The sequence below is a fragment of the Janthinobacterium sp. JC611 genome (assembly GCF_018682595.1).
Taxonomy (GTDB): domain Bacteria; phylum Pseudomonadota; class Gammaproteobacteria; order Burkholderiales; family Burkholderiaceae_D; genus Janthinobacterium.
The window spans coordinates 60,060-82,832 of record NZ_JAFLJN010000032.1; the positions used below are offsets into that span (position 1 = coordinate 60,060).

The 22,773-nt window shown below is 63.3% G+C and carries 24 protein-coding genes; 10 read left to right on the forward strand and 14 right to left on the reverse strand.

Annotated features, from left to right (window positions below):
* Positions 1-30: 30 nt before the first annotated feature.
* The 5 genes from J0O65_RS20315 to J0O65_RS20335 form a co-directional block, all read right to left on the reverse strand.
* The gene (locus tag J0O65_RS20315; protein ID WP_215409032.1) at positions 31-2,268 is read right to left on the reverse strand and encodes a methyl-accepting chemotaxis protein; all 2,238 of its coding nucleotides are present in this window, start codon (positions 2,266-2,268) and stop codon (positions 31-33) included.
* Positions 2,268-2,897 carry a chemotaxis protein CheW gene (locus tag J0O65_RS20320; protein WP_251373867.1) on the reverse strand — a complete coding sequence of 210 codons (630 nt, stop codon included), beginning with the start codon at positions 2,895-2,897 and terminating at the stop codon, positions 2,268-2,270. The genes J0O65_RS20315 and J0O65_RS20320 overlap by 1 nt, the downstream gene beginning before the upstream one ends.
* Positions 2,898-2,899: 2 nt before the next feature.
* Entirely contained in the window at positions 2,900-3,265 is a 366-nt protein-coding gene (locus J0O65_RS20325; protein ID WP_034780235.1) for a response regulator, read from the reverse strand.
* 36 nt (positions 3,266-3,301) lie between these two features.
* Complete coding sequence (locus tag J0O65_RS20330) at positions 3,302-3,724, reverse strand: response regulator (RefSeq protein WP_215409033.1); 423 nt, start codon at positions 3,722-3,724, stop codon at positions 3,302-3,304.
* Positions 3,725-3,806: 82 nt separating this feature from the next.
* Positions 3,807-3,959, reverse strand: a complete 153-nt coding sequence (locus tag J0O65_RS20335; RefSeq protein WP_038488910.1) for a rubredoxin — start codon at positions 3,957-3,959, stop codon at positions 3,807-3,809.
* 96 nt (positions 3,960-4,055) lie between these two features.
* Here J0O65_RS20335 and thiD point away from each other — a divergent pair, with 96 nt between their 5' ends.
* Positions 4,056-4,913: a bifunctional hydroxymethylpyrimidine kinase/phosphomethylpyrimidine kinase gene (gene thiD / locus J0O65_RS20340; protein ID WP_215409034.1), complete on the forward strand. Its 858-nt coding sequence runs from the start codon at positions 4,056-4,058 to the stop codon at positions 4,911-4,913.
* 50 nt (positions 4,914-4,963) lie between these two features.
* Positions 4,964-6,253 (forward strand): glutamate-1-semialdehyde 2,1-aminomutase, encoded by a 1,290-nt coding sequence (gene hemL / locus J0O65_RS20345; protein ID WP_215409035.1) that lies wholly within the window; start codon positions 4,964-4,966, stop codon positions 6,251-6,253.
* Between the two features lie 2 nt (positions 6,254-6,255).
* Here the strand turns inward: hemL and J0O65_RS20350 are convergent, their stop codons facing one another.
* From J0O65_RS20350 to mpl, 9 genes are all read right to left on the reverse strand, one after another.
* Complete coding sequence (locus J0O65_RS20350; protein WP_215409036.1) at positions 6,256-6,972, reverse strand: HAD-IA family hydrolase; 717 nt, start codon at positions 6,970-6,972, stop codon at positions 6,256-6,258.
* A gap of 292 nt (positions 6,973-7,264) precedes the next feature.
* Entirely contained in the window at positions 7,265-8,230 is a 966-nt protein-coding gene (gene corA / locus J0O65_RS20355; protein WP_077408488.1) for a magnesium/cobalt transporter CorA, read from the reverse strand.
* 221 nt (positions 8,231-8,451) lie between these two features.
* A complete protein-coding gene (gene mtgA, locus J0O65_RS20360) occupies positions 8,452-9,198 on the reverse strand; it encodes a monofunctional biosynthetic peptidoglycan transglycosylase (RefSeq protein ID WP_502793581.1) in 747 nt (248 codons plus the stop codon).
* Positions 9,180-10,007 carry a shikimate dehydrogenase gene (gene aroE, locus J0O65_RS20365; protein ID WP_215409037.1) on the reverse strand — a complete coding sequence of 276 codons (828 nt, stop codon included), beginning with the start codon at positions 10,005-10,007 and terminating at the stop codon, positions 9,180-9,182. The genes mtgA and aroE overlap by 19 nt, the downstream gene beginning before the upstream one ends.
* Before the next feature lie 11 nt (positions 10,008-10,018).
* A complete protein-coding gene (locus tag J0O65_RS20370; protein WP_215409087.1) occupies positions 10,019-10,876 on the reverse strand; it encodes an energy transducer TonB family protein in 858 nt (285 codons plus the stop codon).
* Positions 10,877-11,013: 137 nt separating this feature from the next.
* Positions 11,014-13,086, reverse strand: a complete 2,073-nt coding sequence (locus J0O65_RS20375) for a ribonuclease catalytic domain-containing protein (RefSeq protein ID WP_215409038.1) — start codon at positions 13,084-13,086, stop codon at positions 11,014-11,016.
* A gap of 2 nt (positions 13,087-13,088) precedes the next feature.
* Entirely contained in the window at positions 13,089-13,703 is a 615-nt protein-coding gene (locus J0O65_RS20380; RefSeq protein WP_215409039.1) for a chorismate--pyruvate lyase family protein, read from the reverse strand.
* The gene (locus J0O65_RS20385; protein ID WP_215409040.1) at positions 13,700-14,284 is read right to left on the reverse strand and encodes a YqiA/YcfP family alpha/beta fold hydrolase; all 585 of its coding nucleotides are present in this window, start codon (positions 14,282-14,284) and stop codon (positions 13,700-13,702) included. The genes J0O65_RS20380 and J0O65_RS20385 overlap by 4 nt, the downstream gene beginning before the upstream one ends.
* The gene (gene mpl / locus J0O65_RS20390) at positions 14,281-15,657 is read right to left on the reverse strand and encodes a UDP-N-acetylmuramate:L-alanyl-gamma-D-glutamyl-meso-diaminopimelate ligase (RefSeq protein ID WP_215409041.1); all 1,377 of its coding nucleotides are present in this window, start codon (positions 15,655-15,657) and stop codon (positions 14,281-14,283) included. Before mpl ends, J0O65_RS20385 begins: the two co-directional genes overlap by 4 nt.
* Before the next feature lie 114 nt (positions 15,658-15,771).
* Here mpl and J0O65_RS20395 point away from each other — a divergent pair, with 114 nt between their 5' ends.
* From J0O65_RS20395 to J0O65_RS20430, 8 genes are all read left to right on the forward strand, one after another.
* The gene (locus J0O65_RS20395) at positions 15,772-16,410 is read left to right on the forward strand and encodes a hypothetical protein (protein ID WP_215409042.1); all 639 of its coding nucleotides are present in this window, start codon (positions 15,772-15,774) and stop codon (positions 16,408-16,410) included.
* Positions 16,411-16,429: 19 nt separating this feature from the next.
* On the forward strand, positions 16,430-16,984 hold the full coding sequence (locus J0O65_RS20400) for a TlpA family protein disulfide reductase (protein ID WP_215409043.1): 555 nt from the start codon (positions 16,430-16,432) through the stop codon (positions 16,982-16,984).
* 82 nt (positions 16,985-17,066) lie between these two features.
* Positions 17,067-17,504 (forward strand): type II 3-dehydroquinate dehydratase, encoded by a 438-nt coding sequence (gene aroQ, locus J0O65_RS20405; RefSeq protein ID WP_034746628.1) that lies wholly within the window; start codon positions 17,067-17,069, stop codon positions 17,502-17,504.
* A 90-nt stretch (positions 17,505-17,594) separates the two neighbouring features.
* On the forward strand, positions 17,595-18,062 hold the full coding sequence (gene accB / locus J0O65_RS20410) for an acetyl-CoA carboxylase biotin carboxyl carrier protein (protein WP_215409044.1): 468 nt from the start codon (positions 17,595-17,597) through the stop codon (positions 18,060-18,062).
* Between the two features lie 101 nt (positions 18,063-18,163).
* Positions 18,164-19,579, forward strand: a complete 1,416-nt coding sequence (accC, locus tag J0O65_RS20415; RefSeq protein WP_086137069.1) for an acetyl-CoA carboxylase biotin carboxylase subunit — start codon at positions 18,164-18,166, stop codon at positions 19,577-19,579.
* A complete protein-coding gene (prmA, locus tag J0O65_RS20420; RefSeq protein ID WP_215409045.1) occupies positions 19,576-20,520 on the forward strand; it encodes a 50S ribosomal protein L11 methyltransferase in 945 nt (314 codons plus the stop codon). The genes accC and prmA overlap by 4 nt, the downstream gene beginning before the upstream one ends.
* Before the next feature lie 8 nt (positions 20,521-20,528).
* On the forward strand, positions 20,529-21,779 hold the full coding sequence (locus J0O65_RS20425) for a DUF3426 domain-containing protein (RefSeq protein ID WP_215409046.1): 1,251 nt from the start codon (positions 20,529-20,531) through the stop codon (positions 21,777-21,779).
* 11 nt (positions 21,780-21,790) lie between these two features.
* A complete protein-coding gene (locus J0O65_RS20430) occupies positions 21,791-22,729 on the forward strand; it encodes a carbohydrate kinase family protein (protein ID WP_034780255.1) in 939 nt (312 codons plus the stop codon).
* Positions 22,730-22,773 lie beyond the last annotated feature (44 nt).

Sequence of the window (22,773 nt, forward strand, 5' to 3'; positions counted from 1 at the left end):
GTAAGGAAATCGCCTGGACTGGCGCGGCGTTCAGGCGGCGACGCGGAAGCGCGACACCGAATTTTTCAGTTCCTGCGCCAGCATCGACAGTTTATGGATCGATTGCGCCGTTTGCTGCGTGCCATCCTGGGTCTGTTCCGTGACGCTCAGGATATGCTGGATATTCAAGGCCACGCCGCTGGCCGAACCGGCCTGCGTGCCGGTGGCGAACGAGATGCCCTGGATCAGTTCGGCCAGGTGTTTCGACACCTGGCTGATGTCGCTCAAGGCGGCGCCGGCCGCGTCCGACAGGCGCGCGCCTTCGACCACGCCCTGCGTGGAGGTTTCCATCGCCCGCGTCGCATCCTGGGTATCGGCCTGGATGGTGCGCACCAGCGCGCCGATCTGCTTGGCGGCGGCGGCCGAACGTTCGGCCAGGCGCTGCACTTCCTCGGCGACGACCGAGAAGCCGCGCCCCGCCTCGCCGGCCGAAGCGGCCTGGATGGCGGCGTTCAGCGCCAGCACATTGGTCTGCTCGGTGATGTCGGAAATGAGCTCGGTGATTTCGCCGATTTCCTGCGACGATTCGCCCAGGCGCTTGATGCGCTTGGAGGTATCCTGGATCTGCTCGCGGATTTCATGCATGCCCTTGATGGCGTTTTCCACCGCCGTCGAACCCTGCTGCGCCGCCGCCACCGACTGGCGCGCCACGTCGGCCGAGACGCTGGCCGACTTCGACACGTCGGTAATCGCATTGGCCATCTTGACCACGGTGGCGCTGACGCCCTGGATTTCGCGCGACTGCTGCTGCGATGCGATCAGCAGCTTGCTCGAGATGCTTTGCGCCTGCGTCGAGGCGCGGTTGACCTGTTCGGCCGTCGCCGTCACCCTGCCCACCAGGCCGCGCAATTCCTCGACCGTGTAGTTGACGGAATCGGCGATGGCGCCCGTGATGTCCTCGGACACGGTGGCCTGTACCGTCAGGTCGCCGTCGGCGACCTTCTGCAATTCGTTCATCAGGCGCAGGATGGCCGCCTGGTTCTGTTCATTCTTGGCCTTGGCCTGCTCCTCCTGTTCCTGCGACAGCAGGCGCAGGATTTCCGCTTCCTGGCGCCGCCGCTCGGCGTCGCGCGTGCGGTTGACGGAGTCCTGCAGCAGCACCCTGCCGATGCCGGCCGCCGCGATCAGGGTCAGCAGCACGCCGCCGACCATCATCCAGAAGGCGACGCCCAGGCTTTCCTGGTTCACGTGGTACATCTGCTGCAGCAGGGTCAAACGCTGGCGCAGGTCTTCATTTTCGTTGAAGATCAGCTGTTCGGCGCTTTTCGCCGAACTGAATTTGTCGAGCCGGTCGAGTATCGACGAGACCAGCTTCTGGTACGTGTCGAAACTGGCCTTCAGCGCGACGAGCCGGTCGCGCAGTTCGGCGTCGCGCGTGGGCGCCAATTGCAGCGACACGCTGCCATTGAGCAAGCCTTCGACGGCCGTGCGGAAATACGTCGTGTCGCGCCCCAGCGAAAACGCCGTTTCCGAGCTGATGCTGCCCGACGAGAGGAACTCGCTGGCGCTGCGGCTCATGCGCTGGCTCAGCATCATCAGGCGGCCGATGACGGCCAGGTCGCGCGCAGTGCCGCCGCGCTGCACCTTCAGGGCCGCGACTTCCTCGGCCTGCGCCAGCAGCGCCGGCGACAGCGCATTCAATTGCTGCAAGGTCTTGTCGAATTCGCCCAGCTCCGGTTTCAGGCGCAGGATGGTGCTGGCCGCGCGGTCGCTGCTGGCCCACTTCTTGCGCGCGTCAGCCACCGCCGCCAGCAAGGCGGAGCGCGACTCGCCGATATCGCGCCCGTGATACGTCCCGCCGCGCAGCATCAGGCGGAAATCCTGGTTCAGTTCATTGCGGCTTTCCTCGAGCTGGCGGAAGGCTTCCGGATTGCCTTGCACGGCGTTCGGCGCGGCCTTGCCGATGCGCTGCGAATGCATCAGCGCGTCGCTGGCCAGTTGCGTCTGCGCCGAGGCGATATTGCCGCTGCGCGTATTGAGGCCGACGAACAGCAGGCTGGCGGCCAGGCTCAGGGCCATCACCGTCGACAGGATGCTCAATTGTTTTTGCAGCGGCAAATGGCCGATCAGCGGCAGCTTCCAGTCCCCGGCCGGCGCGCTGGCCAGCGACTTGCGCCGTCCCAGCGCGTCGCGCAGGCGCAGCGGCAGGTCGGCCGCCGATGCCGGCGCGTCTGGAGCGTGCTGCGCTTCGGGCATGCCGGCCGCCAGGATCGGAGAATTGGCGCCCATCAGCAAATATCCTTGTGGTCAGGCAGGCCGCCAAAGCCGGCGTCGAGGAAGCGCTCCGCTTGCGCCAGCTGCGCCAGGTCCAGGCGCAGCCACTGCTGCCCTTCACCGTCGCGCAGCGCCTGCGCCGCCCACGCTGGGAACCCGCCCTGCGCCGCATCCCGCACGGGCTGCATCGCGCGCAACTGGCGCAAGCCCAGCACGCGTTCGACCAGCAAGGCGCAATTGAGGCCGAGGCGCGGAGAAAAGGTGATGATGCGGCTGTGATGGCCCGGTACGCAAGCCGCTTCGCCCATGTAGCGGGCCAGGTCGACGACCGCCGTCAGGCGTCCGCGCATGGCCGCCAGGCCCAGGTACCAGTCCTGCGCCAGCGGCACGCCCTGGATCTGCACGCCGGCGGCAATGACGATTTCGCCGAGCTGCGTCAGGTCGAGCAGGCACGGCCGGCCACCGAGCATCACGCCCAGCTCCTTGCGCGCCGCCAGCGCGCCGCTGCGCGCGGCCTGTATCCGCTCGATCAATTGCAGCTGATACTGGCGCAAGCGCCCCTGCCGCGCGCCCGTCTCGAAGGATGGCATGGCGGCGGACGGGTAAGCCGCGGTGGGCACGCCGGGACCTGGCATCGTCGGCATGTTCAGGAAATCGCGGCGATCTTGGCCAGCAGCTCGGCTTCCACCACCGGCTTGACCAGGTAATCGCGCGCCCCCTGGCGCAAGCCCCAGATGCGATCCGTTTCCTGGCTCTTGCTGGAGCAGATAATCACCGGCACGTCCTGCAGCTCGGGATCGCGCGCGATGGCGCGCGTGATCTGGAAGCCATTCGCACCGGGCATCACCACGTCCATCAGGATCAGGTCGGGCCTGGCCTGCTTGAGTTGCGCCAGCGCGTCGGCGCCGTCCTGCGCCGTGAGGACGGCATAACCGGCACGCACCAGCATCTCGCTCAGGTAGTAGCGTTCTGTCGGCGAGTCATCGACGATCAGAATTGTGTGTATGGCCATCTGCTTCCTTGCTGCGTTGTCAATCAATAAAACTACTTATTCAAAATGCCCGGCCAGGTGCAAGCGCACGGCCGCCAGCAGCGCCTCGCGCGCCAGCGGCTTGGCCAGGCAGGCGCTGGCGCCAGCCATGGCGCCGCGCGCGCGGTCGAACAAGCCTTCCTTCGACGACAGCATCAGCACCGGCGTGGTGTGATACGCCGCGCTGGCCTTGATCAGCGCACAGGTGCGGTAGCCGTCCAGGCGCGGCATCACGATATCGCACACGATCAGCGCCGGCTGGCAGTCGGCGATCTTGGCCAGGGCCTCGAAGCCGTTTTCCGCCACCACCACGCGATAACCGGCCTCGCCCAGGATCTTCGCGGCCGCGCTGCGTATCGTCGCGCTGTCGTCGATGACGAGTATGGTGGCGCTGGCGCGCTCGGCATCGGACGGTGCCTCGGGCAAAAAGGGACGCGTCATGTAATTATTCGACAATCTTTCATACCATAGCACAGGCAGCCGCGATACCTGCGTGCGGCGCCATCCCATGCACCTTGATTGATTAAATCGCCACCATCTCGAAATCATCCTTGCGCGCACCGCATTCAGGACAGGTCCAGTTCATCGGAACATCGGCCCAACGCGTGCCCGGAGCGATGTCTTCGTCGGGCAGACCGGCCGCTTCATCATAAACCCAGCCGCAAATAAGACACATCCACGTTTGGAATTGCTGCGTTGTTTCGTTGCTACTCACGTTCTGCCACCCTTCAATCAAGTAAAATGCTGAATTAGGTATCTTAATCTACCCGCCGTGCAAAACCAAACTTCTCCCCTCATATTAAGCTTCGGCGTGTCCGATCCGGTCGGCGCGATCGGCATCCAGGCCGACCTGGCCACCTTTTCAGCCTTCGGCTGCCATGGCCTGTCCGTCACCACGGGCCTCTTGATCAGCGATACGGCGCGCGTGGAAGACCTGCAGGCGGTCGACCCGGACTGGGTTTCCGACCAGGCGCGCGTGCTGCTGGAAGACATGTCCGTCGCCGCCATCAAGATCGGCGCGCTGGGCAGCGTGGAAAACGTCACGGCCATCGCCGAAATCGTCTCCGACTATCCCGAGGTGCCGCTGATCCTCGATCCCTTCATTTCGGCGCTGCCGGAACAGGGCATGGACGACGAAGACATCCTCACGGCCGTGCGCCAGCTCTTGATCCCGCAAACGACCCTGCTGGTGCTCTCGCCGGTGGAACTGGAGCGCCTGGCCGAAACCTGGCGCGACGCCGATCCGGACGACACGCTGCAGAACGACGTCGATTACCTGGTGGCGCTGGGCTGCGAGTACGTGCTCGTCACCGGCATGCCGGCCGACGCCAGCAAGTCCGGCACGGCCGAAGGCAAGCTGCGCGCCAATACCCTGTTCGGCGAGGACGGCGTGGTGCGCCACGACGAATGGCAGCACCTGCCCGGCATCTTCAACGGCGCCGGCAGCACCCTGTCGGCGGCGGCCACCGCCCTGCTGGCCCTGGCTGAAAAGGAAGACGATGTGCCGCAGGTGGTGGTGGCGGCGCAGGAATTCACGGCCGGCGCGCTGTCCCACGCGCAGCGCCACGGCATGGGCAAGCTGGTGCCGAACCGGCTGTTCCGGCAACAGCGCCAGCGCGGCGCCCAATAGACACCGACCAGACGACACAGACAACGATCCACTTTCAAGGCACGATTATCATGACGACGACTTCACAGAACGACATCCTGTTTGCCCGCGCACAAAAAACCACGCCAGGCGGCGTCAATTCACCCGTGCGCGCCTTCCGCTCCGTGGGCGGCACGCCGCGTTTCATCACGCGCGCCGAAGGCCCCTACTTCTGGGACGCGGACGGCAAGCGCTATATCGACTACATCGGCTCGTGGGGCCCGGCCATCGTCGGCCACGCGCACCCGGAAGTGGTCAAGGCGGTACAGGATGCGGCCGCGCTGGGCCTGTCGTTCGGCGCGCCGACCGAAGGCGAAGTGCTGATGGCCGAGGAAATCACGCGCCTGGTGCCGTCGATCGAGCAGGTGCGCCTGGTCTCGTCGGGCACGGAAGCGACCATGAGCGCCCTGCGCCTGGCGCGCGGCGCCACGGGACGCGACAAGATCGTCAAGTTCGAGGGCTGCTACCACGGCCACGCCGATTCGCTGCTGGTGAAAGCGGGCAGCGGCCTGCTCACCTTCGGCAACCCGACGTCGGCCGGCGTGCCGGAAGATTTCGTCAAGCACACCCTGGTGCTCGACTATAACAACGTGGAACAGCTGAAGGACGCCTTCGACAGCTTCGGCGCGGAAATCGCCTGCGTCATCGTCGAACCCGTGGCCGGCAACATGAACCTGGTGAAAGCCACGCCGGCATTCCTGCAGGCGATGCGCGAACTGTGCACGCAGCACGGCGCCCTGCTCATTTTCGATGAAGTCATGTGCGGCTTGCGCGTGGCCCTGGGCGGCGCGCAGGCGCTGTACGGCATCCAGCCCGACCTCACGGCGCTGGGCAAGGTGATCGGCGGCGGCATGCCGGTGGCGGCCTTCGGCGGCAGCGCGGCGCTGATGCACCACATGGCGCCGCTGGGCGCCGTCTACCAGGCCGGTACGTTGTCGGGCAACCCGGTCGCCGTGGCGGCAGGCATGGCCACCTTGAAACTGATCCAGCAGCCCGGCTTCTACGCGCAGCTGGGCGCCACGGCCAAGCGCCTGGCCGAAGGCCTGAGCGCCGCCGCACAGGAGGCCGGCGTGGTCTTCTGCGCCGATTCCATCGGCGGCATGTTCGGCATCTATTTCAGCGCAACGCCACCGACCAGCTATGCGGAAATGATGGCGGGCGACCGCAGCAAGTTCAACGCCTTCTTCCACGCCATGCTGGACGAAGGCGTGTATTTCGCGCCCGCCGCCTTCGAGGCGGGCTTCGTCTCGGCGCAGCACGGCGATGCCGTCATCGACGCCACCATCGCCGCCGCGCGCAAGGTGTTTGCCAAGCTCGCGTAAAGTTACACCGCCGCGGTGTCCATCACCGCGGCCACCAGCGCCGGCAGGCTGGCCATGTCGCTGAACACGACGTGCGCGCCGGCCGCTTTCAACCTGTCTTCCTGGCCGGCGGCGATATGCCCGCCGCCGATGAATCCCAATACCGTCATGCCCGCCGCCACGGCGGCCGTCACGCCCGTGACGCTGTCTTCCAGCACCAGGCACTGGCCCGGCGGCACGTCAAACGCGGCCGCCGCCGCCAGGTAGACGCCCGGATGCGGCTTGGCATGGCCGACCAGGTCCGGCGTGAAGACGCGGCTGTCGAACAGCGGCGCCATGCTAGTCCGCTCGAGCGCCGACAGCACGCGCGCGCTGACGCTGTTCGAGGCCACGGCCTTGGGCAGGGGAATGGCGGCCAGCGCCTGCGCCACGCCGGGCACGGCGCGCAATTGCGCGTCGCAGGCCGCATCGACGGCGTTGCCGATGGACATGATCTCGTCGGCCGGCAATTGCGGCAAGCCCAGTTCCTTGTAGATATCCTGCATCAGCGGCACCAGGCGCTGGCCCAGGCGCGGCTCGATCAAACCTTGCAGGGTGACGCCTTCGGGCAGGTTCGGCAGGCGCGGCGCCAGCAGTTCCAGCAGCGCTTGCAGGGCCACGGCTTCGCTGTCGATCAGCACGCCATCGCAATCGCTGATCAAATGGGTAAAGCGCAGTGGGGGGGCGACGGTATCAGGCATGGACTCTCCAGAAGGCAACGGTGACGGGAAATGCGGCGGCCAGCCGGCCAAGGCTGGCATCGCAACGAGCATAGATGGAACAGGCGGACGCTACCACGCAGAAAACGTCCGAATGACGATACTTTTCTGCAAACAGCAGACTGCGGGGGAAGAATCGGGCGCCAGGCTAGCGTTGACGCGTAAATACCAATTCAATACCACGCAATACCAGTGATTATCGCCGATTTTTGAAATTGCTGCGCTCGCCTGGAAAGCGGGACGCGGAAGCGTCCCGGCGATGCGGCGAGATGGTTTATTTCAGCCAGCCGCGGTGGCGGAAGTACAGGAAGGGCGCGATGGCGCTGGTGACCATCAGGCCCCAGGCCCACGGATAGCCGAACGACCATTCCAGTTCCGGCATCAGCTTGAAGTTCATGCCGTACACGCTGGCGATCAGGGTGGGCGGCAGGAAGGCCACGCTGGCCACCGAGAAGATCTTGATGATCTTGTTCTGGTTGATGTTGATGAAGCCGACGGTGGCATCCATCAGGAAGTTGATCTTATCGAACAGGAAAGACGTGTGGCCATCGAGCGATTCGATGTCGCGCAAAATCTGCCGCGCTTCCTCGAACTGCTCGGAATTGAGCAGCCGGCCGCGCATCAGAAAGCTGACGGCGCGGCGCGTATCCATCATGTTGCGGCGGATACGGCCATTCAAATCTTCCTCGTGGGCAATCGCGTTCAGCGCTTCGGCCGCGTGCGCATCGGTAAATTCCTTTTGCAGCACGCGCGTGCTGACTTCTTCCAGGTTCTGGTAGATACCTTCGAGCACGTCGGCCGAATATTCGGCATCGGTGGCGTACAGGTCGAGCAGCACGTCCATGTAGTCGGCGATCGAGCCGGGCCGCGAACGGGCGCGCATGCGCACCAGGCGGAACACGGGCAAGTCGTCCGTATGCATGGAAAACAAAATCTTGCGGGCCAGGATGAAGGCCACGGTGATGACGCGCGAGGGGCCGTCGTCCTCTTCGCGCAAGAAGTCCGTGCGCAAGTGCAAGTCGCCGTTTTCCGCTTCGTAATAGCGAGCCGATGCTTCAATATCCTTGACTTCGTCTTCGCCCGGCAGGGTGACGTTGTAGATGGCCTTGACCCAGGCCCGTTCATCATCGGTGGGGTCGGTCAGGTCGACCCACACCGGTTCGGCATTTTCGAGGTCTGCGCGGCTGTCGATCGGCACCTGGTTGAGCCGGCCATTCTGTAATACAAAGACATTGATCATGCGCGCTCTCAGCCGGATGTTGGGTTATCGTGATGTGCTGGCGCTGGCGCCAAAAATGAAAACAGCGCAAGTGTACCCGCAAAGGCCTTTTCACGACCACCCCCGGCACCGCTTTTTCACGGAAAAAGTGCGGCGTTGCACCAACGGAGCCGATTAAGATGCTGCGCCGCAATAGTGCCAATCAGGCAGCTTTTATTTTATGCCAAGAAAGCCGGCCGCCATCAAGGCAATTCCGCCGCCCCCATGCGGCGCAGGATGACACTGGTGCGCCGGTTCAGGTAGCCCGTATCGCGGTGACGGTCGTAAAAGCGGGGATTCGGCAGCATCACGGCCAGTTTCGCCGCCTGCGCCGCGCTCAGGGACGCCGCGCTGACATGATAATAGTGGCGCGCGGCCGCCTCGGCGCCGAAGATGCCCGTGCCAAATTCCACCACGTTCAGGTAAATCTCGAAAATACGCTGCTTTTCCATCAGGCTTTCCAGCATGTACGTGATGATCAGCTCCTGGCCCTTGCGCACGTAACTGCGCGAACCGGACAGGAACAGATTCTTCGCCAGCTGCTGCGTGATGGTGGAGCCGCCCGCCACGACCTTTTGCTTCTTGCTGTTTTTTTCATATGCCTTTTGCAAGGCTTCCCAGTCCACGCCTTCATGTTCGGAGAAATTCGCGTCTTCCGAAGCGATGATGGCCCGTTTCAGATTGTTCGAGATGCGGTTGTACGGCACCCACGTCTGCTGGATCGTGGCGTTGGGATTCTTGTCCTGCAAGACGGACAATTGTTCGCGCATGAACGCCGTGCTGGACGGATTATGGTCGACCCACCACCAGATTTGCAGGAAGAAATACAATTGCACGACGATAAAGGCCAGCACGGGCACGATGAACAGCCACTTGATCCAGCCGTAGCGGCCGCCGCTGCCGCCCTTGCGCGCGCCCTTCTTGCCGGCGCTCACAGGGCACCGCGCAATTGCGCCAGCAAGTCCTGCGTTTGCGGCCGCACGCCGCGCCACACCTCAAATGCTTCGGCCGCCTGCTCCACCAGCATGCCCAGGCCGTCGCGCACCTGCGCGCCATGTTGCGCGGCAAAGTCCATGAAGACGGTGGGCCGGGCGCCGTACATCATGTCCAGCGCCAGCGTGTGGCTGCCGAAGATACCCGGCGGCACGGGCGGCAAGTCGCCCGCCAGGCTGGCCGAGGTGGCATTGATGACGATATCGAAGACGCCGCCGGGCTGCGTGTAGCCGCCGGCGCGCAGCTGACCGGGGTGCGCCAGCGCGTCGGCAAACTGCGCCACCAGCGCCTCGGCCGTGGCCACGGTGCGGTTGGCAATGAAGATTTCCTGCGGCCCCTGTTCCAGCAAGGGCAGCACGACGCCGCGCGCCGCGCCGCCCGCGCCCAGCAGCAGGATGCGCTTGCCGGCGATGGCCACGCCCGCGTTGCGCACGATGTCGGCCACCAGGCCCGCGCCATCGGTATTGTCGCCAAGAATAGTGTCGCCATCGAAACGCAGGGTATTGACGGCGCCGGCGGCCCTGGCCCGCGGCGTCAGGACGGTGGCCAGCGCGCACGCATCCAGTTTGAAGGGCACCGTCACGTTCGCGCCCTTGCCGCCCTCGGCGGCAAACGTGCGGGCCGCCAGGGCAAAGCCGTCCAGCGGCGCCAGCCGGCGCTCATACACGATGGGCTCGCCCGTCTGCAAGGCAAACGCGGCGTGGATCAGGGGGGACTTGCTGTGGGCGATGGGATTGCCGAAGACGCAATATTGATCTGGATTCATTTCACTCTTGTTCAATTGCTGCCGCCAGTCAGGTTAGCTTCCATTTTTTCTTCGCGCGTAAATTTGAAGCGGGTGATGACGACCCACAGGTCATCCTTGTCACTCGATAACATGTTCGGTGGGAAACGGCCGAAGGGCGCCGCGCGGCGCACGATGGCCAGGGCCGCCGCGTCCAGCGCGGGGTTGCCCGAGCTTTTCTCGACGCGCACGCCGCCTTCCTTCTGGTAAATCGTGCCGTCCTGGAAGATGGGGATGTAGACAACCAGTTCGCCATACATCTTGCGGCCATTCTTTTGCGGGAAATTCAGGGTGCCGATTTCCTCGATGCGCTTTTGCAGGGTCTTGTAATACATGGCATAGCCGACCTCCTGCGTGCTGGGCGTAATGAAAGTCTTGCGCGGACGTTTATTCTGGTCTTCCACGGTCTGGCTGATCTCGGCCGCCATGCGCGCGATGGCCTTGCTGCTTTCCATCAAGTCCGAACCGGACGCGAGCGGATTGGGCTTGTCCTTTTCCGTGACGGGCGCGGCGCTGTAGGGCGTCGGCCTGGCCGCCTGGGTCAGCAATTCCTGCTGCTTCTGCTCCAGCTCGGCAATGCGCCGGGCGCTGGCCTTGACGCTGTCGCCCTCCTCCACCTTGCGCATGTCCGGCAAGGGCGACTTGGCGCGGCCCTTGTCGGCCTGTCCACCGCCGTCGAGGTTGGCTTGCGCCAGGGCATCGGCCTTCAGCGGCTTGTTCGCATGCTTGGCGTTGACCAGGATCACTTCCAGGCCGGGATCGGTGGCGATGGCCCGCTGCGGTGCCGGGGCGACAAAATGCGTCGCCAGCAAGGCGCCGTGCGCCAGCAGCGATACCGCCACGGCTATCATCAGGAAACGATTCTCTCGGAAAGACTTCACGCGCAACCCAGTTCGCTACAAGCACACCATACAAGATGGCTGAATTCTACGTCAAAGGGCGGCGCCGGCAACAGTTTTCGGCGCCGCCCTGCGGCCTTGCTGGCGCCTTACTTGACTTCGGGTTCGCTGACCACGTCTTCGCTGGCCAGTTCCGCCACTTCCGCCTCGGCGTCGCCGACCTGGTTGGCCGCTTCCGGCGATGCTTCCGCCGCGCCTACTTCGCCCGCGTCTTCTTCGTAGTCCAGCTCGGCATCGTCGGCCGCTGCCTCCGGCACGGCGGCGATTTCCAGCAGGCGCGCTTCGATGCTCAGGTCGACCTCATCCCAGCGCAAGAGATCCAGCTTGACCTGCGCACCGCGCGCCACGGACGGCATGCCCGGCAGCTTGATGACCAGCGGAATGTCGACCAGGCGCAGGATTTCATCTTTCAGCACGACGGCATCGACCTGGCGCGCGTTTTCCTGGTGCAGCCAGCGCAAGCACCAGTAGCGTTCCATGTTCGACTGGAAATCGCCATACGCGGCATACGCGGCGTCGAAGGCCGAGACGATGGCGAACAGGTTCGCGTCGCGCGGCTTGAACGGCGCCACCAGCGGCGCCGTCACGCCATGCTCGGCGCAAGCGATGATTTGCCACTGGTTCACCAGATCCGTGTAGCGGCGCAGGGGCGACGTGCTCCACGCGTATTGATCCACGCCCAGGCCCTGGTGCGGCGCCGCATGGGTGACCATGCGCACCTGCATCTTTGCCGCCCAGCTATTGCCGCTGCCGCCGCCCTGGCTGCGGTAGATGCCCGGCACGCCATGGTCGTGCAGCATCTTGCCCCACGTGCTGTTGGCAAAAATCATCAGTTCGGCGACGATCTTGTCCAGCGGCGCGCCACGCTTGCGGCGCGCCACGGTGACGATGTCATTTTCCACATAGAAATTGAAATCGACGCGGTTATTCTGTTCCGGCTTCAGGCCGAACGCTTCGCGCTTCTTCATGCGACCCTGTTCCAGCTGCTGCGCCCATTGCCACAGCACGGCAAAGTCCGCCTTGTGCGGATACTCGCCTTCGCCGCTGGCCAGGGTTTCCTCGTTGACCACGTCGTCGAGCTGGTTATGCCGCAAGTTGCTGGCGATCGGCACCAGTTCGGCGCGCGTCTGCGTGCTGACCACGGCCCAGTCGGCTTTCGGGTCCAGGGTCGCGTACAGCGACAGGGCCGGGCACGTCGTGCCTTCCGCGAGCGTGAAAGCATTCACGATTTCGTCCGGCAGCATGGTGATCTTGTCGCCCGGCATGTAGACGGTCGACATGCGCTGGCGCGCCATCTTGTCGATCACGTCTTCCGGGCGGATGCCCAGGCCCGGCGCGGCAATGTGAATACCTACTTTCACGGTGCCGTCCGGCAGCGGCTGCACGGAGAAGGCGTCGTCGATCTCGGTGGTGGTCACGTCGTCGATCGAGAAGGCGGCCACGTCGGCCAGCGGCAGCTTGGCCGTCACGGATGGCACCGGCACGTTGGGGAAGCCGGCGCCTTTCGGGAAGTTTTCAAAGAGGAATTTCGACAGGTGCAGGTCTTTCGGCGAAGCAATACCGCCGACGGCCAGCATCAAACGCGGCGGCGTCGTGTGCAATTCCGTGCACGCCGCTTCCAGCGCCTTGTATTCGATGGTGTTCTTGTCCGGCTTGAACAGCAGTTGCAGCACCATGGGCTGCATCGGGGCGGGCAAGCGGTTCTGTTTCAGCTCTTCCACGTAAGCGGCCTGCACCAGCGCCTGCTGCTTTTTCTTTTCGATGCCGGCCAGGGCCGCCTTCAGCGACGCTTCCGGCGCCGCCTTGTAGCGGCCACGGCCTTTCTTGTAGAAATACACGGGCGCCGAATGCAGAGCCAGGATCAGGCCGGCCGCTTCCGGCGGCAACGGTGCGTGGCCGAAATACTCGGCGCCCAGCTCGGCAAAGCCGAACTCGTCTTCGCCCGCCACTTCCCACAGGAAATCGAGATCGATCTCGGCAGCAACAACCTTGGCATGCTCGAGCAGCTCGGCCGGGGCCGGCTTTTCATACTGCAGCAGCACGTCCTTGATCTTGACCTTGGTGCGCTTGCCGCTGGCCATTTCGACCTGATACGCTTCACCCGCTTGCGACAGGACCGTGCCGACCTTGAAATCGCCGGATTCTTCAAAAAATAGATTCATTGTTATGCTTTGTTTATTAATGTGTCGGTTGCAACGGTGCGAGTGACGGACGTCAACTCCAGCACCGCCGGCAAAAATACTTCTGTTACCAGCAGCAATCCCTGGTGACGCTGATACAGGCAGCGGCGGGCAAAAAACAAGGCCTTGTCGCTGGCGCGCGCCCCTTCCAGGGCCAGCGCCGCCTGCGCCCGCTGCACCAGCGGGTGCCCGGCGCGCAGACGGGCAAATTCAAGGGTGCCACGCCGCACCATGCGGTCGCCAAACAGGGTCGTGCCCAGCGAACGCTCGCCCAGCGCGGAAAACAGGGGCCAGTCCGTGGCCGTCGCCTGCATGGGCACGGCGGTATGGCCAAACACGGCCGGTTTGTTATCACAACGCAACAGCACTTCGCGTTCCCACACCCGGCCCGCGCGGTGCAAACCGATGATGGCCGCCTCGTCCGTCAAACAGCGCGCCGTTTCCTGATGCAAACATTGCACGCGAAATGCGCTGCTATGCGCTTTCAGCTTGGCCGTCAGCGAACCGCCGCCCGTCAGCCAGTGGCGCAAGGCCGGCGGCGCATTGACGGCGTTCACGTGCGCATGCCATCGCGCCTGGCGCAGCGAACCCGGCCTCACCGGGCAGCGTCCGCATCGATGCCGCAAAAGGCCAGCACGTGCGCCACGTAATCGGCAAATTCGCTGATGCCATGGTCGCTGCCATCGATGACCAGTTGCCGCGCCCCCTGATAATGCGCCACCATGTCGCGGTAGTCGAGCACTTCATCGCCGGTGGCGGCAATCAGGAAATAACGTTGCGGCTGCGTAATTTTCTCTACGGCAAACGTGCGCAGCTCGGCTATGTATTCGCGCTTGAACTCGAATGGCTTGTCCGAATGGAACTCGGTCGTCACGCCCACATGCTGTTCCAGGTCGATCAAGGGCACGATCGCGGGATTGAGCAGCACGGCGCGGCAACCGAGCCGTTCGGCCAGCCAGGTGGCGTAATAGCCGCCCAAGGACGAGCCGATGATGGTCAGGCCGGCCGGCGCCACGTCGTTCACCAGCGACAGCGCCAGTGCGATGGCCAGCTTGGGCGAGGCCGGCAATTGCGGGCACAGCCACTCCGCCTCGCGGCCCAGCGCCTGCATCTGCGCGGCCAGCAGGCGCGACTTCATCGACAGGGGCGACGAGCGGAATCCATGCAGGTACAGAATCATCGGCCCAGCGCCTCCAGCAATTTCTGGTGCACGCCGCCAAAGCCGCCATTGCTCATGACCACGATCTGGTCGCCGGGACGGGCGCTTGCCGCCACGGCCGCCACCAGCGCGTCGATGTCTTCGTAGGCGCTGGCAATCTTGCCCAGCGGCGCCAGCGCGTCGCCCAGGCTCCAGCCCAGCGCTTGCTGGCTGCCGAAACCGAAGACCAGGTCGGCATCCTTGAGGCTGCCAGGCAGCGCATCTTTCATGGCGCCCAGCTTCATGGTGTTCGAACGCGGTTCCAGCACGGCCAGGATGCGGGCGCTGGCACCGATTTTTTGCCGCAAGCCGCCCACGGTGGTGGCAATGGCCGTCGGGTGATGCGCGAAATCGTCGTACACGGTAATGTGGTTGACCACGCCGCGCACTTCCATGCGGCGCTTGACGCTCTCGAAGGTGGCCAGCGCGGCGCACGCCTGGGCAATGGGCACGCCCACGTGGCGCGCGGCGGCGATGGCCGCCAGCGCATTGCTGCGGTTGTGCTTGCCAGTCAGGTTCCACGCCACATGGCCTTCCTGCTGGCCATTGAAATATACGTCGAAGCTGCCATCGGCCTGCTCTTGCAGTTGCCAGTTGGCATCCTGACCAAAACTTTCCTTTTCACTCCAGCAACCGCGCGCCAGCACGCGCTGCAGCGATGCTTCATCGCCGTTGAAAACGAGGCGGCCGATGCCGGGCACCGTGCGTACCAGATGGTGGAATTGCGTCTCGATCGCGTGCAGATCGGGGAAGATGTCGGCGTGATCATATTCCAGGTTATTCATGATCGCCGTCTTCGCGTGGTAATGCACGAACTTGCTGCGCTTGTCGAAGAAAGCCGTGTCGTATTCATCGGCTTCGATGACGAAGAAGTCCGACTCGGCGCTCTTGCCGTCGATCTTGCCGGACAGGCGCGCGGAAATGCCAAAGTTCATCGGCACGCCGCCGATCAGGAAGCCCGGCGCGTAGCCCGCGTCTTCGAGTATCCAGGCCAGCATGGCCGAGGTGGTCGTCTTGCCATGCGTGCCGGCCACGGCCAGCACCCACCGATTACGCAAGATGTGTTCGCCGATCCACTGCGGGCCGGACACGTAGGGCAGGCTGCGGTTGAGGATTTCTTCCACCAGCGGGTTGCCGCGCGAGACCACATTGCCAATCACATACAAATCCGGGTTCAGCTTGGTTTGTTCCGGATCAAAGCCCTGGATCAGTTCGATTCCCTGCGATTCCAGCTGGGTGCTCATCGGCGGATACACGTTGGCATCGCAACCAGTGACTTTATGGCCGGCTTCCTTGGCCAGGACAGCCAGGCCGCCCATGAAGGTACCGCAAATGCCGAGAATATGAATATGCATGTGATCAGTGCGAAAGGTGCTCGGTTAGTAAGTAAGACGGTGAGATAAAAAAGTGCAAGTGCAGGATTTTACCTGACGCCATGACTTTTTCCGCTTCGGAGTATCATCTCGCTCATGACGAACGATGCATTTGACGATAGCGCGCAGTTGCGCCTGGAAATCGCCGCCGCTGCCGCGCGCCTCGTGGCGCAGGATGGCGCCGACTATGGCAGCGCCAAGCGCAAGGCGGCGCGGCAAGTCCTGGGCGACGCGCCGAACCGGCCGAATATACTGCCCGACAACGACATGATCGAGGAGCAGGTGCGGCAATACAATGCCCTGTTCCTGGCCGACAGCCAGCCGGCGCGGCTGTTCCAGCTGCGCACGATCGCGCTGCAGGTGATGGAAGCGTTGCAACAATTTCATCCTCTGCTCAGCGGCCCCGTACTCAATGGCACGGCCGGTCCCCATGACGAGATCTATTTGCAGCTGTTTGCCGAGAGCGCCAAGGATATCCACCTCTTCCTGCTGAATAAAAATGTCGTGCTCGACATGTCGGAAAGCCCGCATTTCAAGGGAGCGCGTTATGATGCGGTCGAGACGGCCAGTTTTTTGTGGAAAAACGAAGGCGTGCACGCGGCCATGTATGAGCTCGACGATATGCGCGGCGCGCTGAAAACCAAGGCGGACGGCAAGGTGCTGCGCACCGACATCGCCGGGCTGCGCAGCCTGCTCGCCGCCAGCCTCGCCGATGGCGTGCCGGCTGCCGACTAACATTGATATAGATAAAGTTATGACAAAAAAGAATTGGATCGCCTGCGCCATCGTGGCGCTGATGTTTGGCGGCATGGGCGCCTACGTCGGTTTGAGCAAGGAAAAAGCGAAAGCAGCGGGACCGCTGACGACGACCATCGCGCCGGGCGCGACGGGGCCCGTCAACGAGCTGTATGCGCTGTCCTTGCCGGACGCGGCGGGCACCACGCAAGCCTTGTCGCAATGGAAAGGCAAGAATGTGCTGGTGAATTTCTGGGCGCCGTGGTGCCCGCCTTGCGTGGAAGAAATGCCGGAGTTATCCGAAGTACAAGGCCATTATGCGGCGAAAAACCTGCAGGTGATCGGCATCGGCATCGATTCGGCCAGCAATATTGCCACCTTTGCCAGCAAGTTCAAGATCGCCTATCCCGTGTATGTGTCCGGCATGAGCGGCACCGACCTGTCGCGTCATTTTGGCAATGCCACGGGCGGTTTGCCCTTTACGGTGCTGATCGGCGCCGATGGCGAAGTCAAAAAGACCTATCTGGGCCGCTTGAAATTTGATCAGTTGCGCGCCGATCTGGATAAATTGTAAATTCGGAGCGTGCTTTTTTCTCTTGCCAATGCGTATCTTTGGCGGCAAAATGCGGAACTTTCGCTAAAACGGTCTTCCATACATGGCAAAAAACCTCCTTCTGCTCAACGGTCCCAACCTGAATTTGCTGGGAACGCGCGAGCCTGAGGTCTACGGCGCCAGCACCTTGGCCGATATCGAGCAGGCAGCAATGGCGCAAGCCATGGCGGCCGGCGCCGACCTGGTTTGCTTTCAAAGCAACCACGAAGGCGCGCTGATCGACCGCATCCATGCCGCGCGAGCGGAAGGGATCGATGCCATCGTCATCAATCCGGGCGGCCTGACCCATACCAGCGTCGCCTTGCGCGATGCGCTGGCCGGGGTCGCCATCCCGTTCGTGGAAGTCCATATCTCGAATATTTATCAACGCGAAACGTTTCGACATCACTCATTTCTCAGCGCGATCGCGCAGGGGACGATCTGCGGGCTGGGTATCGATGGATATCGGTTTGCCATCGACTTTGCGCTTAAAAAACGTTAATCTACGCGATCTGCACGCATTTAGCGCGGCGATAGGTTCTGGACATCACCGCATCACTCATAAAACAAACTACATTCCTAGGGGTTTTACATGGATCTACGAAAACTCAAGACCTTGATCGACCTGGTCGCCGAATCGGATATCGCAGAGCTGGAAGTTACCGAAGGCGAAAGCAAGGTTCGCATCGTCAAATCGTCGGCCATGCCGCAAAACCAGATGGTCATGATGCAGCCGCAAGGCATGCCAGCCCAATACCAGCCAGCCGCGCCAGCCGCCGCACCGACACCAGCTGCCGCCGCCGTCGTGGTCGCCGCCGAGCCAACGGGCTATGTGGTCAAGTCGCCGATGGTCGGCACCTTCTACCGCTCCTCCGCTCCTGGCAGCGCCGCCTATGTTGAAGTGGGCTCGACCGTCAAGGAAGGTGATACCCTGTGCATCATCGAAGCGATGAAGCTCCTGAATGAAATCGACTCCGACAAAGCCGGTGTCGTGACCCAGATCCTGGTCGAAAACGGCCAACCGGTCGAATTCGGTCAACCCTTGTTTGTGATCGGCTAAAACCCAGTCCACACGGCCGGCAACGGCCGTTTGCAGTTTTAGCCCCTCACACTTGTTGTTTCGCCGGCTCGCCGGCTCTCACAGACATACGCGAACCTACCATGTTTGAAAAAATCCTGATTGCCAACCGTGGTGAAATTGCCCTCCGTATTCAGCGCGCCTGCCGCGAAATGGGCATTAAAACGGTTGTAGTCCACTCCGAAGCCGACAAGGACGCGAAATACGTCAAGCTGGCCGACGAATCCGTTTGTATCGGCCCGGCACAGTCCGCACTGAGCTACCTGAACATGCCCGCCATCATCAGCGCCGCGGAAGTGACGGATGCGCAAGCGATTCACCCAGGCTATGGCTTCCTGTCGGAAAATGCCGACTTTGCCGAACGCGTCGAGAAATCCGGCTTCGTCTTCATCGGCCCCCGTTCCGAATCGATCCGCTTGATGGGCGACAAAGTGTCGGCCAAGCAAACCATGATCAAGGCTGGCGTACCGTGCGTGCCCGGCTCGGAAGGCGCCTTGCCGGACGATCCGAAAGCGATCGTGCAAATTGCCCGCAAGATCGGCTACCCGGTCATCATCAAGGCCGCCGGTGGCGGTGGCGGACGCGGCATGCGCGTGGTGCACACGGAAGCGGCCCTGATCAACGCCGTGGCGATGACCAAGACGGAAGCCGGCACGGCCTTCGGCAACCCTGAAGTGTATATGGAGAAGTACCTGGAAAATCCGCGCCACGTGGAAATCCAGATCCTCGCCGACGAACACAAGAACGCCGTCTGGCTGGGCGAGCGCGACTGCTCCATGCAGCGCCGCCACCAGAAGGTGATCGAAGAAGCACCGGCGCCGGGCATCCCGCGCAAGCTCATCGAGAAAATTGGCGACCGTTGCGCCGAAGCGTGCCGCAAGATCGGCTACCGCGGCGCCGGCACGTTTGAATTCCTGTACGAAAACGGCGAGTTCTATTTCATTGAAATGAATACCCGCGTGCAAGTGGAACATCCGGTCACCGAGATGATCACCGGCATCGACATCGTGCAAGAACAGATCCGCATCGCCGCCGGCGAGAAACTGCGCTACCGCCAGCGCGACGTCATGCTGTCGGGCCACGCCGTCGAGTGCCGCATCAACGCGGAAGATCCGTTCAAGTTCACGCCGTCGCCCGGCAAGATCGTGTCGTGGCATGCGCCGGGCGGTCCAGGCATCCGCGTCGACTCGCACGCCTACGCCGGCTACTACGTGCCGCCCCACTACGACTCGATGATCGGCAAAGTGATCGCTTACGGCGCCACGCGCGAGCAAGCGATCCGCCGCATGCAGATCGCCCTGTCCGAAATGGTGGTCGAAGGCATCAACACGAATATCGCCCTGCACCGCGAACTGATGATCGACGCGCGCTTCATCGAAGGCGGCACCAACATTCACTATCTGGAACAGAAGCTGGCCGACATGCCGGACCTGGGCAAGAACCTGAATGGCGGCAGCCCCAGCATCGCCAAGAAATCCGAAATCAAGGCGGGCGCATGAGCTGGACGGAAATCGTCATCGAAATCGCCCGTGACAACGCCGAGGCCATGTCCGACGCGTTGATGGAAGCGGGCGCCCTGTCGGTCTCGGTGGAAGACGCCGATGAAGGCACGGATGCCGAGCAACCGCTGTTTGGCGAACCCGGCATGGAACCGAAGGAAGCGGCGTGGGAACGCAGCCGCGTGGTGGCGCTGACCGACGTCGACGCCGACCAGGCCGCCATCGTGGCCGCCGCCGCCCAGGCCGTCGGCATGACGGAAGTACCCGCCTTTGCCATGCGCCCCGTGGAAGAGCAGGACTGGGTGCGTTTGACGCAGTCGCAATTCGCGCCGATTCACATCGGCAAGAATATCTGGGTCGTACCCAGCTGGCACGAGGCACCGGACCCGGACGGCCTGATCCTGGAACTGGACCCGGGCCTGGCCTTCGGCACGGGCAGCCATCCGACCACGCGCCTGTGCATGGAATGGCTGGAAGCGAACCCTGCTCCCGGCAAGACCGTGCTCGACTACGGTTGCGGTTCCGGCATCCTGGCCATGGTGGCCAAGAAACTCGGTGCGCACGCCGTGGCCGGCGTCGACATCGACCCGCAGGCGATCGAATCGGCGCGCGACAATGCCGAACGCAACCAATGCGAGATCGAATATTTCTTGCCAGACACGTTTGCCACCTCGGCACACGCCACGGCCAAGTTTGACATCGTCGTCGCCAACATCCTGTCGAGCCCATTGAAGCTGATGGCGCCGATGCTCTCTAGCCGCGTTGCCGACGGCGGCGCCCTGATCCTGTCCGGCGTGCTGGCGCGCCAGGCGGAAGAAGTGGCCGCCGCCTATGCGCCGTTCATCCAGTTGGGTGTGTGGGCCGAGCAAGACGGCTGGGTGGCCCTGCATGGCCGCCTGGGCAGCACGCAAGCGCCTGCGCCCCGCGCGGAAGGTGCATAAGCACAGCAATGGCCCTCGCCACCAAATGCCCCCATTGCAACACGATATTTCGGGTCGCTGCTGACCAGTTGAAGTTACGTGGGGGCATCGTGCGCTGTGGCACGTGCAGGGAAGTGTTTGACGGCAATGCCGCGCTGGTCGATCCGGCCGCGGCATCGCCGTTTTTAAGCTCCGCTCCCGGCGCCGCCACGCCGCTGTCGAGCAGTTACCCGGCCGACAACATCCTGCCGTCCGCCACGGACGACGAACCCATCTATTCCCTCGATTTCGACACCTCGTTCGACCCGTTCGGCATCTTGCCGGAAACGGCGCAGCTCAAGGACGATGCAGACGATGGCGAACACATCGAACTGGACCTCGACGTCAGCCTGCCGGCCGAGGCGCCGGCCGACACACCGATCGAAGCGCCTGCGGCCATTGCGCCAGAGGCGCCCGAACCACCGTTGCCCCAGCCGATGGCGCCCTTCAAGCGCCGCCAGGTCGATGACGCGCCCGCCTTCGCCACGTATCTGCGCGACAGCCGCCGCGAACCGAACCTGGAAACCGGCGCCGCGCCGGCATCGCCTGCCTCCGAAAAAGTCAGCCTGGACAAGCTCTTGCCGGCTGCACCTGCCGCAGCCAGCTTTGCGCGCCGGGAACCGACCCTGGCCGACCATTCCTTCACGCCACTGCCCGCCGCCATCATCGCAGCGGATCTGGCCGAGGAGCAGGAGGAGCCCGTCCTGCCGCCGGCCGACGACGAGCCGGCCTTTGTGACCTTGGGCCGGCGCCGCGAACAGAGCGGCAAGGCCTTGCGCGTGGCCATGGCCGCCGGTTCGGTGGTGCTGCTGTTTTTGTTATTCCTGCAAGTGATGACCACCTTCCGCAATCCGCTGGCGGCGCAATTTCCGCAGTGGAAGCCTACCCTGGTCGCGCTGTGCAAGCTCAGCGGCTGCAAGGTCGACTTGCCGGCGCAGATCGAGGCGCTGGCCATCGAGCAAGGCGAGTTGCAGACCTTGAAGGAGCAAACTTTCTCCTACGTCTCGCTGCTGCGCAACCAGAGCCGCAGCGTGCAAGCCTGGCCCAGCATCGAACTGACCCTCAACGACGCCAACGACAAGCCGGTGCTGCGCCGCGTGATCGCGCCGCGCGACTACCTGCCGGCCACGATCGACGTGAGCCAGGGCTTTGCGCCGCGCTCGGAACAAACCATCAAACTGTACTTCGCATTAGACCAGCTCACGGCGTCTGGCTACCATATCGCCATCTTTTACCCCTAACAGACACTATCATGACAAAAACATCGCTGATCTGCGGCTCGCTTGCCACCGACACCATCATGCAATTCCCCGGCCGCTTCGGCGAATCCCTGCTTGCCGACCAGTTGCACAAGGTGAATGTCTCCTTCCTCGTGCCCACCATGCGCACGGAGTTCGGCGGCTGCTCGGGCAACATCGCCTACAGCCTGAAAATGCTGGGCGGCGATCCGCGCATCGTCGGCGTCATGGGGCAAGATAGCGCCGCCTACCTGGAGCGCCTGCAAAAGCTGGGCATTTCCACCGCCAACATCCTGATCAAGGCCGACAGCTACAACGCGCAGTGCTTCGTCACGGCCGATGCGGACAATAACCAGATCAATGCCTTCCACCCGGGCGCCATGTCGTTTGCGCATGAAAACCCGATCGCCAATGCGGGCCCGGCCAAGGTCGCCATCATTTCGCCGGACGGCGACCAGGGCATGCTCAAGCACGCCGCCGACCTGGCCGAGCTGGGCATCCCCTTCATGTTCGACCCGGGCCAGCAGTTGCCACGTTTTAATGGCGAACAGTTGATCGACTTCATCAACAAGGCCACGTATGTGTCGGCCAACGACTATGAAATGGAAATGTTGATGGAGCGCACGGGCTTGACCCTGCCGGACATCGCCAGCCGCCTGGAAGCGCTGATCGTCACGCGTGGCGAAAAGGGTTCGGAAATCTATACGGACGGCAAGCGCATCGACATTCCAGTCGTGACCGCCAAGGAAGTGCTGGACCCGACCGGTTGTGGCGACGCCTACCGTGCCGGCTTGTTGTTCGGCATCACCAACGACCTGGGCTGGGAAACCAGCGGCCGCCTGGCCAGCCTGCTGGGCGCCATCAAGATCGCCACCCAGGGCGCGCAAAACCACGTGTTTACGCCGGAGAGCATCGCCGAGCAGTTCGAAGCGGCGTTCGGCTACCGCTATTAATAGGTAGTCCGGTCGGCTTGCGCCCAGGCGCCAAGCCGACCTTC